This is a genomic window from Roseicyclus salinarum, assembly GCF_029624655.1.
Taxonomy (GTDB): domain Bacteria; phylum Pseudomonadota; class Alphaproteobacteria; order Rhodobacterales; family Rhodobacteraceae; genus Roseibacterium; species Roseibacterium salinarum.
Genome location: NZ_JARRSA010000011.1, coordinates 19,625 through 34,546, shown reverse-complemented (window position 1 = coordinate 34,546; position 14,922 = coordinate 19,625). Strand labels below are relative to the sequence as shown.

Here is a 14,922-nt window from a genome sequence, read left to right as displayed (position 1 = left end):
AACCAAGTACTGTTTGGCTTATTCTTGATATTGTCTAATCTAACCTTGTGTAGTGTCGATATCGGAAGCCAAAGGTGCACGAATTGTCGTTCCAGGCCGCACTGAAAGAACCGCTTCTATCCCTTGAGGAAGAGCGGGCCGCCCTTGTCGCCTGGCAGCGGGCCGGCGACAGCCGGGCGCTCGACCGTCTCGTGCGATCCCATGCGCGACAGGCCTGGGCCGAGGCGCGCCGCTGGACCGACAATCCCGCCCATCTCGAAGACCTCGCGGCGGAGGGCATGATCGGTCTCATCCAGGCGGCCGATACCTTCGATCTGTCCATGGACGTAAGGTTCGGGACGTTCTCGGCATGGGCGGTCAGGAACCGCGTCATGGCGGCGCTCGGCAGCGTGACGGCGATCATCGACGTGCCCACGCGCGCCTATATCGACGCCCGCCGGGGCCGTCTTGAGGCCGGTGGACGGGCCGACGCGCTCGCCGCGATCGGCAGAATGGTCTCGATCGACGACAGCGACGACGAGGGCTCGCGGCCCGTGTCGATCGCGTGGGACGGGCTGAACCCCGAGGAGGCGGCGTCCACCCGTTCCTCGACCGAGCAGGTTCACCGCCTTCTGGAGGAGGCGCTGTCCGCCCTGGACCCGCTGGAGCGCGACGTGATCCGCCAGAAGCTCGAGGACGCCCCCGCGCCGGACGATGCGCGCCGGGTCCCGCGCGCGCGCCAGCTCGAGATCGAGCGTCGCGCGATGCGCCGTCTGCGCCAGACCCTGCAGCAGCGCGGGTTCAGCTTCGCGATGCTCGAATGCTGAGGACCCGTTCGTGACCGCCCCGCTGTCCTCCATCGGCGTCCAGCCCTCCGCGAGCGGACATGCATCGCCTCCCTCGGCGGCTCCGGGAGACGGGCCGGAACGCTTCGCGGCCCTCGTCGGCGGGGCGCGTGCCCGGGCGAGCGAAACCGAGGGAGAGGACGTGACGGCCCGCGAGCCGTCCGGCCGGGTCTCCGGCGGCGCTACCGACGCGGCGCAGGCCGGCCTTCAGGCGGATATCGCCACGCTCGCCGCCGGCGCGCAGGCCGCTTTCAAGACCGCCTCCGGGCCCGAGGCCCGGGCCGCCGTCCTGCAGGAATTCGGGGCGGCGCTGGAGCAACTTCTTTCGGACTTCGGGGCGTCGGCGGGCGACGGCGTCCTGCAGGCCGAGGCCGTCGCGCTCGTCGGGCCCGTCCTGCAGACGATGGCCCTCGACGGGGCGGAGCCGCTCACTGCAGCCGAGGCCGTCCTCGGCCTTCTTGGCCTCGATACGCAGGCGGCCGTCACCGCCGCCGCCACGGGCGGTGTCGCTGGGCTGATCGCGGGCGTCCGGCCACCGGCCACGGCGGCCACCGGAGGCCCGTCTTCTCCGGCGCAGTCGCCGGCAGGTCCCGCCGCGCCCGCGATGCCCGAGGGGCATCAGGCCGCGCAACCCAACGATCCGCGCGTGCTTGAGGCGGCGGGGGAGGGCGCGGAGGTTCTTTCGCCCGGTGTGAAGGCCGGGGCGTCTTCCCCCGCCGCGGGCGAGGGCGGGGCGGCGGGCGTCCTTGCGCCGGCGCGCACGTCCGATGCCGCGGCGAATGCCACGTTTCAGCCGCCTCCCGGCGCCACGTCCGCCGAGGCCGCACCAGGCTCGCGCGGTGCGTCCGACGCGCGCGCGCCGCTGTTCGCCGATCCCTCCCACGCCCAGGCGTCTGGCGCCGCCGCGCAGGCCGGGCCCGCCTTCTCGCGGCATCTCCTCGCACAGGTGAGGGGCGCCCACATCACCGAGGGCGGGACGCGCATCGAGCTGACGCCGCGCGGCCTTGGCGATATCGAGATCGACATGCGCCACGACGAGGCAGGAAAGCTGCGCATCGTGCTGAAGGCCGAGAACCCGGCCGTCCTGGCCGCGTTCCGAAACGACCGCGACATGCTCATTGGCGCGCTGCGGGATGGCGGTGTGGCCGTCGATGACGCCGAACTGAGCTTCGAGTCCTTCGGCGGGCATCAGTCCCGCGAGAACCCCGACCGGGACGACTGGCGACCTGCCATGCTCTGGGAGGCCGCGCTGCCGGCAGAGGCCGGCGCCTCGCCGTGGATCGCGGAGGCCCGAAGGCCCGCCGCGCCGGGCCGCGCGGGCCTCGACATCATCACCTGACACGAAGAGGCAAGGGAAGAGACATGATCGATCCGACCGCGACCGCCCCGGCCAGCGCGCAGAGCTCCAGCTCTGCCGCCCTTTCGCAGCTTGGAAACGACTACCAGAGCTTCCTGAAGCTTCTGACGGCGCAGGTCGCCAACCAGGACCCGCTCGCCCCTATGGACAGCTCGACCTTCGTGTCGCAGCTCGCCCAGCTGAGCCAGGTCGAGCAGTCGGTGCAGGTGAACGCGAACCTCAGGGACATTTCCGCGCGCATCGCGGGCGCCGTGGCGATCTCGGACGTGCAGCTGATCGGGCGGAACGTGTCGCTGCCCGGCGACCAGATCATGCCGTCGCCCGAGGGCACGCGCTTCTCCTACGAGCTGGCCGAACCCGCGAGCGCGGTCGCGGCGCGGATCGTCGCCCCCGACGGGACCGTCCTGCGGTCCTTCACCGGGCTCGCCACGGCGGCGGGCGAGAGCGAGGTCGCGTGGGACGGAAACGACGAGGTCGGTCTGCCCGTGGTGGGCGAGGGTCCGTTCCGGGTGGAGATCCTTGCGGTCGACGCCGAAGGCAAGACGGTGCCGCACGCGACCTACGTGTCGGCGGGCGTCGAAAGCGTCGTCTTCCGCGACGGGGTGCCGATGCTCGTGCTCGACAACGGGATGCAGGTCGCGTCGTCGCGCATCGCCATGGTCGACTGATCCTTCGCGGAAGGATCAGCGCCGCGGCACGTCGCGGGTTCCCAGGAGGCTGACGTCGATCGAGACGAGTTCGGGCATCCTGCCCGACAGCGTCCGCTCAAGCCGTGCCGAAAGCGCCTCGAGGTCGACCTCGCCGGTCGCGGCGTCGGTGCGGGCGTCGAGGACGGCGTCGAAGACGGCGTCGCGCAGGCGGACGAGGTTCTCGGGTTCGGAATGGTGGAGCGCCGCATCCTCGCCGGCGAACCCAGCCGAAAGGCGGGCGACGACATAGGTCACGTGCCGGGGCTGTTCGACCGGGAAGGTGAATGAGCCGAGGCTCAGGGACGCGACCTCGACCGTGCCGAGCGTTTGCGGGGCGCCGGCCTCGAGGTCATCCCCGGCGGCGCCCTGCGGCAGGACGTTGCCCGCGCCGATGCCCGCGATGAGGCAAAGGACGGGAACGCTGAAAGCGATCATGTAACGTCGGCGCATCATCCCACCCGCGGTTCCACAGACCGCATCATGACGCGCGACTGCGTCCGCAATCGTGCCTCAGTATGGCAAGATGATGTCGACGACGTCTTCCCCGTAGGAGCTGCGCGTCTGCCGCGTGAGCTGCCCGCGCCCGCCATAGGTGATCCGCGCCTCGGCGATCTTGTCGTAGTCGATGGTGTTGTCGCGCTGGATGTCCTGGGGACGGATGATCCCCGCGACCCTCAGCTCGCGGATTTCGGAGTTCACCATGACCTCCTGGCGTCCGGCCACGACGAGGTTTCCGTTTGGCAGCTGCTGCACGACGGTCGCCGCGACCCTGAGCTGGATCGATTCCGCCCGGTTGATCCGCCCGGACCCCTCGGCGCTGGTCCCCGCCGTCAGATCCACGAGGTCCCCGCCTTCGTCGGTCCCCGTCAGCCGCCCGATCAGGCCCTGCACGCCGAAGGCCGAGGGCATGCCGACATTCGCCCCTCCCTGCCGCTCGCGCTCGCTCTGGTTCGACAGACGGGCGCGGTCGTCGATCTCGATGTTGATGGTGAGGATGTCGCCCACCTGCATCGCGCGCTGGTCGGCGAAGAACCCGGTCGAGCCCGACTGCCAGAGCGACGAGCGCTCGGCGCGGTGCGGCAGGCCCGCGATCTCGGGTTCGGGCATCGGCACCGAGACATGGGCCATTTCGGGCATGGTCACGCCGTCGAGCTGCATTCCCGCGACCTGCGGGTTGCGGTCCTGCATCATCGGGCCGGTGCACCCGGAGAGGATCGCGGTAACGGATGCCGCGAGCGATGCGCGGAGCAGGGTGTTCATCGGGTGACCTCCACGACGCCTCCGGCACTCGCGGTGCCGACGAGGGACAGGTTGCTGACGAGGTTGACGACCCGCACAAGGTCGCCTTCGGCGGCATCGGCAAGCGCGCGGCCCGGTGCCGAAAGCTCGAGGCCGGCCTCCGCATAGCGGATCTGCACGCGCTCGCCGCGCGTGACGACGAGAGGCGCCATGACGGACTGCGCCATGACGGGACGTCCCTCGGGGAGCATCCGGCGGACCTGCCGGCCGACGAGGCCGGCGGTGTCGGTGACGGAGAAATCGTTGAGGCGCCCCATCGGCATGTCGATCGTGACGAGGTCGCCCTCGGCGATGATCTCGTCGGGCATCAGCCGGCGCGCCGGCACGGGCACGGGCACCGTCACGAGGGCAAGGCCCGACACGCGCTCGGCCTCGCCGGTCTCGAGAATGGCCTCGGCGAGGAACTGGCCGGTGGCGGGGTCCATCCAGAACCGCGCGATCAGGACCGCGTTCTCGACGTCCGGCTGGTAGGTGATCCTGAACACGCCCTCCTCGGCGAGCGCCGCGCCGAGCGTGGCGCGCGCGCGCTCCTCGACGAGATCGGCGAAGTCGTCCGCAAGAAGCGGCGAGGCCCAAAGGAGCGCGATGACGGGAAACAGGCGGCGCATGACCTATCGCATCCGCGTCGCGGTGGACATCATCTGGTCGGCGGTCTCGATCGTCTTGGAGTTCATCTCGTAGGCGCGCTGGGCCGAGATGAGGTCGGTGATCTGCTGGATGATGTTGACGTTGGAATTCTCGAGGTAGCCCTGCCGGATGACGCCGATGCCCGGATCGCCGGGGTTGGACGCAAGCTCTTCGCCCGAGGCCACCGTCGCCTGCAGCAGGTTGTTGCCCATTGGCCTGAGGCCGCCCTGGTTCACGAAGGCGGCGAGCGTCAGGCGTCCCAGCTCGATCGGCTCCGGATCGTTCTCGACGTAGGCCATGATGACGCCCTGCTCGCTGATCTCGATCTGCTGCGTGCGCTCGGGGATGACGACGCCGGGATCGACCTGGTAGCCCTGAAGCGTCACCAGCTCGCCCTCGGCCGACAGGCGGAAGGCGCCGTCGCGGGTGTAGGCGCGGCTGCCGTCGGGCATGTTCACGACGAAGTAGCCAGACCCGTCGATGGCGACGTCGAGGTCGTTGCCCGTGCTGGCGAGCCCGCCCTGCGTGTTGAGCCTGACCGTGCCCGCCGTCTGCACCCCGAGGCCCACGTCGATGCCGGTCGGCGTCATGGTGCCCTGTTCCGACGTGAGCGCGCCCTCGCGCGAGACGGATTCGTAGATCAGGTCCTGGAAGGCGGCGCGGCTGGTCTTGAAGCCGGTCGTGTTCGCGTTGGCGATGTTGTTCGAGATCACGTCGACGTTTGTCTGCTGCGCGAGCATCCCGGTCGCGGCTATTCCGAGGGCCTTCATGTCGGTCTCCTTCAGGTGTCAGGACTGGCGGCCGATCCGGCGCACCGCGTCGCGCGCCAGTTCGTCGTGGGTCTTGGTAAGCTGGATGGCGCGCTCGTAGGCCTTCTGGATCTCCAGAAGGCGGGTCATCTCGAGGACCGGCTGGACGTTCGACGCCTCGAGCGCGCCCTGCACGATCTGCGTGCCGATGGCCGGCGCCGCGTCTGCCGCCTGTCCCTCAGGCGGCATGAACAGGCCCGCCCCCGCACGCTCGAAGGACTGGATCGAAGGCAGGTCGAAGACGCCGAGACGCGCCAGCGGGATGCCGTCCTCGGAGGACAGGGTGCCCTCGGCCGTGATCGAAACCGTTCCGGCATCGGCGGGAAGGGCGATCGGTCCGCCCCCCTCGTCGAGGACCCGCGCGCCCGACACGGTGACAAGGTTTCCCTCGCCGTCGATCATGAAGCGTCCGTCCCGCCCGTAGGCGGTGCGCCCGTCCGGCGCGGCGTAGGCGAACCATCCCGGCCCGTTCAGCGCCACGTCGAGCGGATTGCCCGTCATCGTGAGCGCGCCGGGCTGCGTGTCCACGTAGGAGCCGGTGTCGATCACGAAGTCGCTGCCGTCGCCCTGCGCCGCGCCGGGATCGAGAAAGGTGTCGAAGACGACGCGCTCGCTGCGGAATCCCGTCGTGTTGGCGTTCGCGATGTTGTTCGCGGAGACGTTCATCTCCCGCTGCAACGCGGTCGCGAGCGAAAGTGCGACGTGGCTGATCGTGTCCATGTGCTTGAGGCCATGTATTATATACTTGTCTATTCTTGATACATCATGCATTACTTTGTCAAGAGATAGAATAAACGGCGCGTGACATGCGAATTTTTCTTGTGCTCATTCTCGTGGCCGCAGCCTCGAGCGTCGCCTTTCCGGCGGCGTCCGACCCGTCCGCCCCGTCAGCGACAGCCGGGGCCGAAGCGGCCGCCGGCGCAGTCACGGCCGTGCCGCCGCTCCAGCTCGCCGGCCAGGCGGCGGAGGGATTCGTCGCGGGCCGCGCCGCGCGCTTCGCGATCGTCCGCGCTGCACAGGGCGAGGCCGGCGTCGCGGCTGCAATCGACGACGGCCTCGCGGACGCGCTTCTCGACCTCGCGACGTTCCACCTCGCGCATGGGCTCGTCCCCGAAGGCGCGTCCGTCGTCGCCTCGCTGGGCGAGGCTTCCCTCGGGGTGGAGCGCGAGGCGCGGCGCCGCCTGCTCGGGGCCATGTTCTCGGCGCTCGACACGCGCGTCGGCGCGGATCCCGCCATCGCGGTCGAGGTGCTGGAGGCGTCGCGGCCATATGGCGTTCCGGGTATTCTTCTCGCCCACGCCCAGCAGCGTCTGGGGCGGCCGGAGACTGCTGTCGCGACCCTGTCGCACGTGGTGGACGACCTCGACGCCCTGCCTGCCGACCTTGCCGTACAGGTGCTTCCGGACCTGCTCGGGGCCACCGTGACCGTCGAGGACTGGGCGCTTGCAAGCCGTCTCGCCGAGAGGGTGGCGGTGCTTCGCTCGCCCGGCGACGGCGCGCTGCCCTATCTCATGGGGAAGGCGGCGCTGGGCGGCGGCGACCTGCCGGTCGCCTTCGAGCGTTTCGTCGACGCCTCCGCCGCTCGGGATGTCTGGGGCCATCGCGCCCGCATGGAAATCGTCGCCCTCGGGCAGGAGACCGGCGCCATCGACGCCGTCGAGGCGTTGTCCATGCTGCATCAGGCCCATGCGCTCTGGCGCGGCGACGCGGACGAGGTGCGGACGCTTCTGGAGATCGAGCGCGTCGCCGCCGAGGCGGGCATCGCAAACGAGGCAATTCTGGCCCTGGGAGAGGTGATCGCGCGGCATGGCGGCAGTCCCGAGGCCCCCGCCGCGGCCGAACGGGCCGTGTCGCTCGTCCATGCCTTCTACCGCGACGGCACGACGGGCGCGATCCCGCTCGACGACTTCGTGGAGGGGCATCGCGAAATCGCGGACGTGTTCCGCTTCTTTCCCGGTTTCGCCGAGGCTTCCGAAGGCTTCGCAGACCACATGCTGTCGGTCGGCGCGACGGCGGCGGCGGCGCGGGAATACAGGCTGACGCGCGAATACCTCGAGGCCGCCGGCGCGCTGGGCCTCGACGCACCCGATCCCGGCCGTCTCGACGCGCTGCGCCTGAAGGAGGCCGAGGCGCGGCTCGCCGGGGGGCAGGGGCACGCGGCGGGCGCCCTTCTCGCGGCCCCGCTCGTGGCGGGGGACGCCGCGCTCGACAGCCGTCTCGCGGTTCTGCGCGCGCGCCATTTCGCCATCACCGGTGAGCGCGCCTTCGAGGTGGACCTCGACACCGGGCCAGGCTCGGAGACGTTTCTGCGCCTCGTGGCCGAGGCCCATGCGGCTGCGGGCGAGTGGGATGGCGCGCGCGCCGCCTACGTCGCGCTTCGGGACCTGCTCGGGGACGACCTGCCGCTGGCCGACGCGGTCGGGCTTCTGATCGCGGCCCACCAGAGCGGCGACGCGGACCTCGTGGCGGCCGTCGAACCCGTCCTGTCGCGCCGGGGCGGTATCGCCGCCGAGGCCGTGACCGCGGGCTTCGCGCCCGATCCATTGGCGGCGACGGGCCTCAGCGCCGATAGCGCGCGCACGCTTCTGCAACGCGCGGAGCGCGCCATCGGCTTCGCCGGCAGCGTTGCCGTGGCAGACAGGGCGCCGGAAGAAGAAAATCAAGAATAAGCTACTTAAATCTTGCCTTAACCATGAAGTTCAATGTCCTCACTGGACGACCACGCGGAAAGGATTACCCCGATGAGCATTACGTCTGCCATGCAGAATGGCGTGAGCGGCCTCAAGGCGAACGCGACCGCCGTGGGAAACATCTCGTCGAACATCGCCAATGCCGGGACCGACGGCTACCGCCGCAGCTTCGCGCAGATGGTCTCGTCTACCGTCGCCGCGGGTGGCGGGAACTCTGCCCCTCCGGGCGGCGTCCGCGCTGTCCAGACCTCGGACATCAACGCCGACGGGCAGTTGCGCATGACCGGCCGGTCGACCGACCTCGCGATCAGCGGGCAGGGCTTCTTCGTGGTGTCCAAGAACCCCAACGACCCGGCGCAGTCGAACTACATGCTGACCCGCGCGGGGTCGTTCAAGCCCGACGAGAACGGTGACCTGCGCAATGCCGCGGGCTTTTACCTCTCGGGCTTCCCCTACGACGCGAACGGCACCCTGCAGGCGGCGGACCGCAACTCGTTCGGCGGCCTTTCGACGGTGAACGTGGGCAGCGGCACGATCCCCGGCCAGGCGACGACGGCCATGTCGGTGCGCGGCAACGTCCCCGCGCAGGAAACCGGGCTCGCCACGCCAGGCGATCCCTTCATCTCGTCCGCCGGCCTCTACACGCCGCTCGGCGCGTCCGAGCGCGTGCAGATGTCATGGCAGCCCACCGCGACCGCGAACCGGTGGACCCTGGCGGTGTCCGACGAGGGCGGCGCGGCCCTGGGCAGCGTCACGGTCGATTTCCACGGCAGCGGCCCGACCGCGGGCGCGCCGTCGGCCTACAGCGGCGCGGCCGGGTTCACGTCCTTCGATGTCGCGACCGGCACGGCGACGCTCACGATCGGCGGCGGCACCCAGACCTTCACGCTCGACCTCGGCGCGCCCGACACCTTCGACGGCCTGACGCAGTTCGCAGGGGACTACTCGCCCCTCGACGTGACCGCCGACGGATCGGCAAGCGGCACCCTCACGCGGACCGAGGTGACCGACAGCGGCGACATCTACGGCATCTTCGACAACGGGATGCGCAGGGCGCTCTACAACGTGCCGCTCGCCGTGGTGCCGAACCCCAACGGGCTGCTTGCGACGAACGGCAACGCCTACCTCGTGTCCAGCGAAAGCGGCCCGTTCGAACTGGCGACGCCGTCCGTCGGCGGGACCGGGACGGTCACGGCCGGCGCGCTGGAGTCGTCCAACGTCGAGATCGCCGAGGAACTTACCAGCCTCATCCAGATCCAGCGGGCCTATTCCTCCAACGCCAAGATCGTCACGACGGTCGACGAGATGCTCGACGAGACGATGCGCATCAAGCGCTGAGGACAGATGTGACGGAGAGGAACGGACATGGGCATCACGAGCGCCTTCTCGGCCAGCCAGAGCGGCCTCGCGGCGGTCGAGAAATGGGCGGAGATCACGGCCGGAAACATCGCAAACGCCGACCGCGCGGGTTTCGTGCGCAAGTCGGTGACGCGCGGTCCGTCGCCCGGCGGCGGCGTGCAGGTCACGGCCATCCGCCGCGAGACGGATGCCGCGGTCGAGCGGTTGCACAGGATAGAACTGTCGCGCGCCGGCCGGCAGGAGGCGATGGCCTCGGGGCTCGAGCTCTATACCTCGCGCCTCGGCGAACCGGGATCGCCCGGTAGCCTCCTCGGCCGGATCGACGCGCTTCAGTCCGCCTTCACGCACCTCGCCAACGGGCCTGACCAGCTCGCGCTCCAGAGCGCCGCGGTGGAAGCGGCCAAGGGCGTGGCGGGCGCGCTTGCCGACACGTCGGCGGCCCTCTCGGAGACGCTGACGACGACGCTCAAGCGGCTCGAGGTTTCGGTGGGGACGCTGAATTCGGGCCTGACCCGCATCGGCGAACTCAACCGGCAGATCGCGATCGTGCCGCCCGGAACCGACAAGCACGCCGCCCTTCTCGACGAGGCTGGCGCGCTTCTCGACAATCTGTCCGAACTGGCCGACCTCCGGGCGGTCTCGGACGGAAGCGGACGCATCACGGTCTACACCGCCGGGGGCACCGCGCTCGTCGAGGGCACGGACGCCAGGATCCTGCGTTTCGACGAAGCCACGGCGGCCCTTTTCGCGGGCGATGTCGACATCACGCCCGGAAGGGCGGGTGCGCGGGGCTTCGAGGAGGGCGGACTGGCGGGCCAGATCTTTCTCGTCGGCGAGGCCATTCCCCTGATGCGGCGCCAGCTCGACGAGACCGCGCGCGCCCTGATCGAGGGGTTCGAGGCCGCCGATGCCTCGCTTGCACCTGGCGATGCCGGTCTTTTCACCGACAACGGCGCCGCCTATTCCGCCGCCGGTCTCGACGGCCTTGCCGAACGGATCGCGGTCAACATGGCCGTGCGCCCCGAAACGGGCGGCGAGCCGTGGCGGCTGCGCGACGGCATCAACGCCGCCGCGCAGGGCCCGGCCAGCGACGCGACGCAGCTTTACGCCTTCGTGGACATGCTCGAAAGCGAACAGCCGTTCGATCCCTCGGGCCAGCTTGGCACCAGCGCGACGATCGCGGGCTTCGCCGCCTCCCTCGTGGCGGACCAGCAGCAAATTCGGGTCGCCGCGCAGGAGCGGCGCGACATCCTTCTGGCCGGCGCCGCCTCGATGGAGGCCGTGCGCAGCGGGATCTCGGGCGTCAACCGGGACGACGAGCTGCAGCAGCTCATCGAGATCGAGCAGAGCTACGCGGCCAACAGCACCGTGATCCGCACGCTGGGCGAGATGCTCGACACCCTGCTCGCCGCATTCTGAGGGGCATTGCCATGACGACCATCGTCTCCAACCTGTCGACGCTGACCGCCGCGAAGTTCCGCCGCGAGACGGTCTCGGACATCCAGCAGCGCCTCGACACGGCCGGTCAGGAGCTTTCTACCGGCCGCAGGTCCGACATCCACGCCGCGGTCGGCCTGCGCTCCAGCGAACTGCTCGCGGTGCGCTCGAGCGCCGCGAGGAACGAAAGCTTCCTGTCGAGCAACCGCCTTCTGGCGAACCGTCTCGACACGATGGCCGCCTCGATGAGCGGCGTTCGCGACACGCTTCAGGGCTTCTTCGAGATCGCGATCGCCAACCGGGGCACGCCGGGCCCCACCGTGCAACAGGTCAGCGCCGCCGCGCGCGCGGCCTACGATCAGGTCGTCGCGCAGCTGAACGCGCCCTACCAGGGCGCGCAGCTCTTTTCCGGGACCGACAGCGGCAGCAAGGCGCTTCAGGGCTGGCAGCAGGCCCATGCGGGGACCGGGCTGTCTCCCGAAGGCATCCTGGCCGGCATCGTCGGCGCGGGTCTGAGCGATGCGGCAGACGCGGCGGCGAAGCTCGCCGAGATCGACCTGGTGTTCGCCAGCGCCAACGCGGGCGCGCCGGCGACCAATTTCGAGGCGAGCTTCTACAACGGCACTCCGGCGCTGGATGCGCTGGCCGCGCCGTCGCCGCGCGTGTCGGCCCGCATCGACGAGGCGACGGTCTTGCAGTTCGGCGTGCAAGCCAACGACGCGGCCTTCACCAGCGCGCTTCAGGGACTTGCGATGTTCGCGTCCGTAGACCCGGCGAGCTTCGCGGATGACGGGGCCTACGCGGTGTGGGTCGGCGCGGCCCTCGACAGGGTGGCGGCCGGGATCGACGACATCATCGGCGCCGAGGGCCAACTGGGCACGCAGCAGCGCACGCTGGACGAGACGATGCGCCGCCAGCAGGATCGCGGCGACCTCTATGGCCGGCACATCGTGCTTCTGGAGAATGTCGATCCCTACGAGGCGGCCACGCGCGTGACCGAGCTTTCGGCGCAGCTCGAGGCGGCCTATGCCGTCACCGCGCGGATCTCGCGGCTGAGCTTCCTCGACTACATGTAGGGCAGGGGCCGTGGCGAGGCGCCGCCGCCTCAGTCGGCCGCTTCCGTCAGGAACGCCTCTTCCGAGAGGCGGTATCCGCGTCCCGGCACCGTCTCGATGTATCGCGCGCCCAAGGGGGTGGACGCCTCAAGCTTCTTGCGGATCTTGCAGATGTAGACGTCGATGACCTTCTCGAACGGCGGCACCTCGGCGATCCCGTAGACCGCGTCGTAGATCGCCGCCTTGGACACCACGCGCCGCGCGTTCAGGACGAGCTGGTGGAAGATCGCGTGCTCCCGGCTGGACAGACGCACGCGGCGACCGGCGATCTGCGGGTCGCGCCCGTCGAAATAGGCCACGACGTCGCCCACCTTCACCTCGTCTCCGGCGTGGCCGTTCGCGCGGCGCAGGATCGCGTTCAGCCGCGCCTTCAGCTCGATCGCCTTCAGGGGCGCCACGAGATCCTCGTCGGCGCCGCCGTTGAGCGATGCCGCCGCCTCGCGGGAGTTGCGCCCGTCGCGCAGGACGACCACCGGATTTTCGCAGCCGGCCCTGCGCAGGGCGGCGATGCGGTCGCTCACGCCCGGAACGGCGGCGAGCAGGAACGGGCTGCCGCACACGCCGGGGCGGTTGAGCAAGCCGAGATCGCCCTCGAAGAACACGTCCTCGATGAGCCTCGGGATCATCTTTTCCGATTTCAGTTCGGCAAGGAGGCCCGGGCGCCGTTCGCCGCGCGGCTCATGAACGTAGATGTGCATCAACGCTGTCCTTTCGACGCTCGCAGGCTGTCCCGAGCAAGAGGATCGATAAACCTCCGACACGGAATACAAGTATAAAACATGAATAGCAAGTATAAGTTGACTTATTCATGTATTGCCGTAAAAGACAGGTTGGACGCAAGCGGAGGTTTGTCGTGATTGGATACAGGGAACGGCCGTGGGGGGCCTTCGGACGCCATCTGCGGACCGCGGTGGCGCTGCTTGCGCTGTGCCTGCCCGCGCCGTCGCTTGCGGACGTGCGGATCAAGGACATCACGACGCTGGAGGGTGTGCGCGAGAATCAGATCGTCGGCTACGGGCTGGTCGTCGGACTGAACGGTACCGGCGACAGGCTCAGGAACAGCCCGTTCACGGAACGCTCCATCGAGGGGATGCTGGAGCGCCTCGGCGTCGGGAACCTGACCGAGGACGACATCAAGACCGAGAACACGGCCGCCGTCCTCGTCACCGCGAACCTTCCGCCCTTCGCGCGCATGGGGCAGACCATCGACGTGGTGATCTCGTCGATCGGGGACGCCTCCAGCCTGCGCGGCGGCACCCTGATCGTCACCTCGCTCGCCGGTGCGGACGGCGAGGTCTACGCCGTGGCCCAGGGCCCCATCGCCGTCGCCGGATATGCCGCGCAGGGGCTGAACGCATCCATCGTCGAGGGCGTGCCGACAGTCGCGCGCATCGAGAACGGCGCCATTGTCGAGCGCGAGATACCGTTCGTGTTCAACAACCTGCAGACTGTGCGCCTTGCGCTGCGAACGCCCGATTTCACCACGGCCCAGCGGGTCGAGGAGGCGATCAACGCGGCGATCGGGCCGGGAACGGCCGTCGCGCTCGATCCCACGACGATCGAGATCAACCGGCACGACAAGGCGGACCTGCCCGAGCTGATCTCGCAGATCGAGAACCTTCTGGTCCGCCCCGATACGGTGGCGAGGGTCGTCATAGACGCGCGGTCGGGCACCATCGTGATGGGGGCGAACGTCCGCATCGGCGAGGTCGCGGTCAGCCAGGGCGGGCTCACGGTGCTCGTCCGCGAGCAGATCGAGGTCAGCCAGCCCGAACCCTTCTCCATCGGCGAGACCGTTATCGTGCCGCAGACCGAGGTCGAGGTCCGCGAGCGCGAGACGCAGTTCACCGTGCTCGAAGGCAACGTCAGCCTGCAGCGGCTGGTGGACGGGCTGAACGCCATCGGCGTGGGTGCGACGGAGACCATCGCGATCCTGCAGGCGATCAAGGCGGCGGGCGCGCTGCACGCGGACCTGGAGATCATCTGATGACCTCCGTCGAAACCGGCCACCTCCTGCCGTCTGCCATCGACGCGCGCCCGCTTCGCCGGGACGCCGCGGACACGGCGCGCGAATTCGAGGCGATGTTCCTGTCGCAGACGGTGGACGAGATGCTCAAGACCGTGCCGCAGGGCCTCATGGGCGGCGGCCATGCCGAAGAGATGTGGCGAAGCTTCTTCGCCCGCGCCATCGCCGAGGAAATCGCGGATGGCGGGCGCACGGGCGTGGCCCAAAGCGTCGAGGCCGCGATCACGGGATACACCGCCGGTTCAGGAGAAGATGGACGATGAAATTCCTCAAGGACGACGACTTCAGCCAGATCGATGCGCTGGCCGAACTGCTCGAGCGCGAGAACGCGGGGATCGAGAGCGGTAACACCGCGATCGTCGCCGACCTTCTCGCCGAAAAGGCGGTGCTCGCCGCCCGGATCGAGGCGATGGAGGCCGCGATCGCCGACGGGCTCGCGGGGCAGGGGCCCGAGGCGGAGGCGCTCCGGGCGCGCGTCTCGCGCCTGAAGACGCTTCTGGGGCGCAACGGCAGGCTGGTCAGCCGGATGGCCGGGGCGGTCAGGGACGTGGCCTTCGAGCTCGCGCGGCTCGCCGAGCGCGAAAGCCTTGCCGGAACCTACGACGCGAGGGGCGAGAGGCTGGCGAAAGATGGCAAGAAAATGGCAGAATTAAGCAAGAATAGTGCCATAAACAAAACGCTCTAATCTTT

At 69.5% G+C, this 14,922-nt stretch carries 16 protein-coding genes; 10 read left to right on the top strand and 6 right to left on the bottom strand.

From position 1 onward, the window contains the following. Window positions 1-74 precede the first annotated feature (74 nt). The 3 genes from P6F26_RS09390 to P6F26_RS09380 are packed head-to-tail and all read left to right on the top strand — an operon-like array spanning window position 75 to window position 2,849. Window positions 75-806 carry a sigma-70 family RNA polymerase sigma factor gene (locus P6F26_RS09390; RefSeq protein ID WP_278028425.1) on the top strand — a complete coding sequence of 244 codons (732 nt, stop codon included), beginning with the start codon at window positions 75-77 and terminating at the stop codon, window positions 804-806. 10 nt (window positions 807-816) lie between these two features. Further along, window positions 817-2,163 (top strand): flagellar hook-length control protein FliK, encoded by a 1,347-nt coding sequence (locus tag P6F26_RS09385; protein WP_278028424.1) that lies wholly within the window; start codon window positions 817-819, stop codon window positions 2,161-2,163. Between the two features lie 23 nt (window positions 2,164-2,186). Beyond that, complete coding sequence (locus tag P6F26_RS09380) at window positions 2,187-2,849, top strand: flagellar hook assembly protein FlgD (protein ID WP_278028423.1); 663 nt, start codon at window positions 2,187-2,189, stop codon at window positions 2,847-2,849. A 15-nt stretch (window positions 2,850-2,864) separates the two neighbouring features. On the opposite strand, the gene P6F26_RS09375 is transcribed toward P6F26_RS09380, so the two are convergent. The 5 genes from P6F26_RS09375 to flgF form a co-directional block, all read right to left on the bottom strand. After that, window positions 2,865-3,305, bottom strand: coding sequence for a hypothetical protein (locus P6F26_RS09375; RefSeq protein WP_278028422.1), 441 nt, complete (start codon window positions 3,303-3,305; stop codon window positions 2,865-2,867). A 75-nt stretch (window positions 3,306-3,380) separates the two neighbouring features. Further along, entirely contained in the window at window positions 3,381-4,130 is a 750-nt protein-coding gene (gene flgH, locus P6F26_RS09370; RefSeq protein ID WP_278028421.1) for a flagellar basal body L-ring protein FlgH, read from the bottom strand. Beyond that, window positions 4,127-4,777, bottom strand: coding sequence for a flagellar basal body P-ring formation chaperone FlgA (gene flgA / locus P6F26_RS09365; protein ID WP_278028420.1), 651 nt, complete (start codon window positions 4,775-4,777; stop codon window positions 4,127-4,129). The genes flgH and flgA overlap by 4 nt, the downstream gene beginning before the upstream one ends. Window positions 4,778-4,780: 3 nt before the next feature. After that, on the bottom strand, window positions 4,781-5,566 hold the full coding sequence (gene flgG, locus P6F26_RS09360) for a flagellar basal-body rod protein FlgG (RefSeq protein WP_278028419.1): 786 nt from the start codon (window positions 5,564-5,566) through the stop codon (window positions 4,781-4,783). Window positions 5,567-5,584: 18 nt separating this feature from the next. Then, on the bottom strand, window positions 5,585-6,325 hold the full coding sequence (flgF, locus tag P6F26_RS09355; protein WP_278028418.1) for a flagellar basal-body rod protein FlgF: 741 nt from the start codon (window positions 6,323-6,325) through the stop codon (window positions 5,585-5,587). An 86-nt stretch (window positions 6,326-6,411) separates the two neighbouring features. Here flgF and P6F26_RS09350 point away from each other — a divergent pair, with 86 nt between their 5' ends. The 4 genes from P6F26_RS09350 (at window position 6,412) to P6F26_RS09335 (ending at window position 12,167) form a co-directional block, all read left to right on the top strand. Then, window positions 6,412-8,274, top strand: a complete 1,863-nt coding sequence (locus P6F26_RS09350) for a hypothetical protein (protein WP_278028417.1) — start codon at window positions 6,412-6,414, stop codon at window positions 8,272-8,274. 72 nt (window positions 8,275-8,346) lie between these two features. Then, window positions 8,347-9,633, top strand: a complete 1,287-nt coding sequence (locus P6F26_RS09345) for a flagellar hook protein FlgE (RefSeq protein ID WP_278028416.1) — start codon at window positions 8,347-8,349, stop codon at window positions 9,631-9,633. 27 nt (window positions 9,634-9,660) lie between these two features. Further along, a complete protein-coding gene (gene flgK, locus P6F26_RS09340; RefSeq protein WP_278028415.1) occupies window positions 9,661-11,073 on the top strand; it encodes a flagellar hook-associated protein FlgK in 1,413 nt (470 codons plus the stop codon). An 11-nt stretch (window positions 11,074-11,084) separates the two neighbouring features. Beyond that, on the top strand, window positions 11,085-12,167 hold the full coding sequence (locus P6F26_RS09335; RefSeq protein ID WP_278028414.1) for a flagellin: 1,083 nt from the start codon (window positions 11,085-11,087) through the stop codon (window positions 12,165-12,167). Window positions 12,168-12,196: 29 nt separating this feature from the next. Here the strand turns inward: P6F26_RS09335 and P6F26_RS09330 are convergent, their stop codons facing one another. Beyond that, entirely contained in the window at window positions 12,197-12,904 is a 708-nt protein-coding gene (locus tag P6F26_RS09330) for a response regulator transcription factor (RefSeq protein WP_278028413.1), read from the bottom strand. A 155-nt stretch (window positions 12,905-13,059) separates the two neighbouring features. Here P6F26_RS09330 and P6F26_RS09325 point away from each other — a divergent pair, with 155 nt between their 5' ends. From P6F26_RS09325 to P6F26_RS09315, 3 genes are read left to right on the top strand one after another with little or no spacing between them, the layout of a single operon-like run. Beyond that, window positions 13,060-14,193 (top strand): flagellar basal body P-ring protein FlgI, encoded by a 1,134-nt coding sequence (locus P6F26_RS09325; protein ID WP_430736734.1) that lies wholly within the window; start codon window positions 13,060-13,062, stop codon window positions 14,191-14,193. Next, a complete protein-coding gene (locus tag P6F26_RS09320; RefSeq protein WP_278028412.1) occupies window positions 14,193-14,495 on the top strand; it encodes a rod-binding protein in 303 nt (100 codons plus the stop codon). The genes P6F26_RS09325 and P6F26_RS09320 overlap by 1 nt, the downstream gene beginning before the upstream one ends. Then, window positions 14,492-14,917, top strand: coding sequence for a hypothetical protein (locus P6F26_RS09315; protein ID WP_278028411.1), 426 nt, complete (start codon window positions 14,492-14,494; stop codon window positions 14,915-14,917). Before P6F26_RS09320 ends, P6F26_RS09315 begins: the two co-directional genes overlap by 4 nt. Window positions 14,918-14,922: the final 5 nt, after the last annotated feature.

What these genes read in the sequence shown, in the direction of transcription:
- P6F26_RS09380 (WP_278028423.1), top strand. Translation starts at nt 2,187, where the DNA reads ATGATCGATCCGACCGCGACCGCCCCGGCCAGCGCGCAGAGCTCCAGC.
- P6F26_RS09375 (WP_278028422.1), bottom strand. Translation starts at nt 3,305, where the DNA reads ATGATCGCTTTCAGCGTTCCCGTCCTTTGCCTCATCGCGGGCATCGGC.
- flgH (WP_278028421.1), bottom strand. Translation starts at nt 4,130, where the DNA reads ATGAACACCCTGCTCCGCGCATCGCTCGCGGCATCCGTTACCGCGATC.
- flgA (WP_278028420.1), bottom strand. Translation starts at nt 4,777, where the DNA reads ATGCGCCGCCTGTTTCCCGTCATCGCGCTCCTTTGGGCCTCGCCGCTT.
- flgG (WP_278028419.1), bottom strand. Translation starts at nt 5,566, where the DNA reads ATGAAGGCCCTCGGAATAGCCGCGACCGGGATGCTCGCGCAGCAGACA.
- flgF (WP_278028418.1), bottom strand. Translation starts at nt 6,325, where the DNA reads ATGGACACGATCAGCCACGTCGCACTTTCGCTCGCGACCGCGTTGCAG.
- P6F26_RS09350 (WP_278028417.1), top strand. Translation starts at nt 6,412, where the DNA reads ATGCGAATTTTTCTTGTGCTCATTCTCGTGGCCGCAGCCTCGAGCGTC.
- P6F26_RS09345 (WP_278028416.1), top strand. Translation starts at nt 8,347, where the DNA reads ATGAGCATTACGTCTGCCATGCAGAATGGCGTGAGCGGCCTCAAGGCG.
- flgK (WP_278028415.1), top strand. Translation starts at nt 9,661, where the DNA reads ATGGGCATCACGAGCGCCTTCTCGGCCAGCCAGAGCGGCCTCGCGGCG.
- P6F26_RS09335 (WP_278028414.1), top strand. Translation starts at nt 11,085, where the DNA reads ATGACGACCATCGTCTCCAACCTGTCGACGCTGACCGCCGCGAAGTTC.
- P6F26_RS09330 (WP_278028413.1), bottom strand. Translation starts at nt 12,904, where the DNA reads ATGCACATCTACGTTCATGAGCCGCGCGGCGAACGGCGCCCGGGCCTC.
- P6F26_RS09320 (WP_278028412.1), top strand. Translation starts at nt 14,193, where the DNA reads ATGACCTCCGTCGAAACCGGCCACCTCCTGCCGTCTGCCATCGACGCG.
- P6F26_RS09315 (WP_278028411.1), top strand. Translation starts at nt 14,492, where the DNA reads ATGAAATTCCTCAAGGACGACGACTTCAGCCAGATCGATGCGCTGGCC.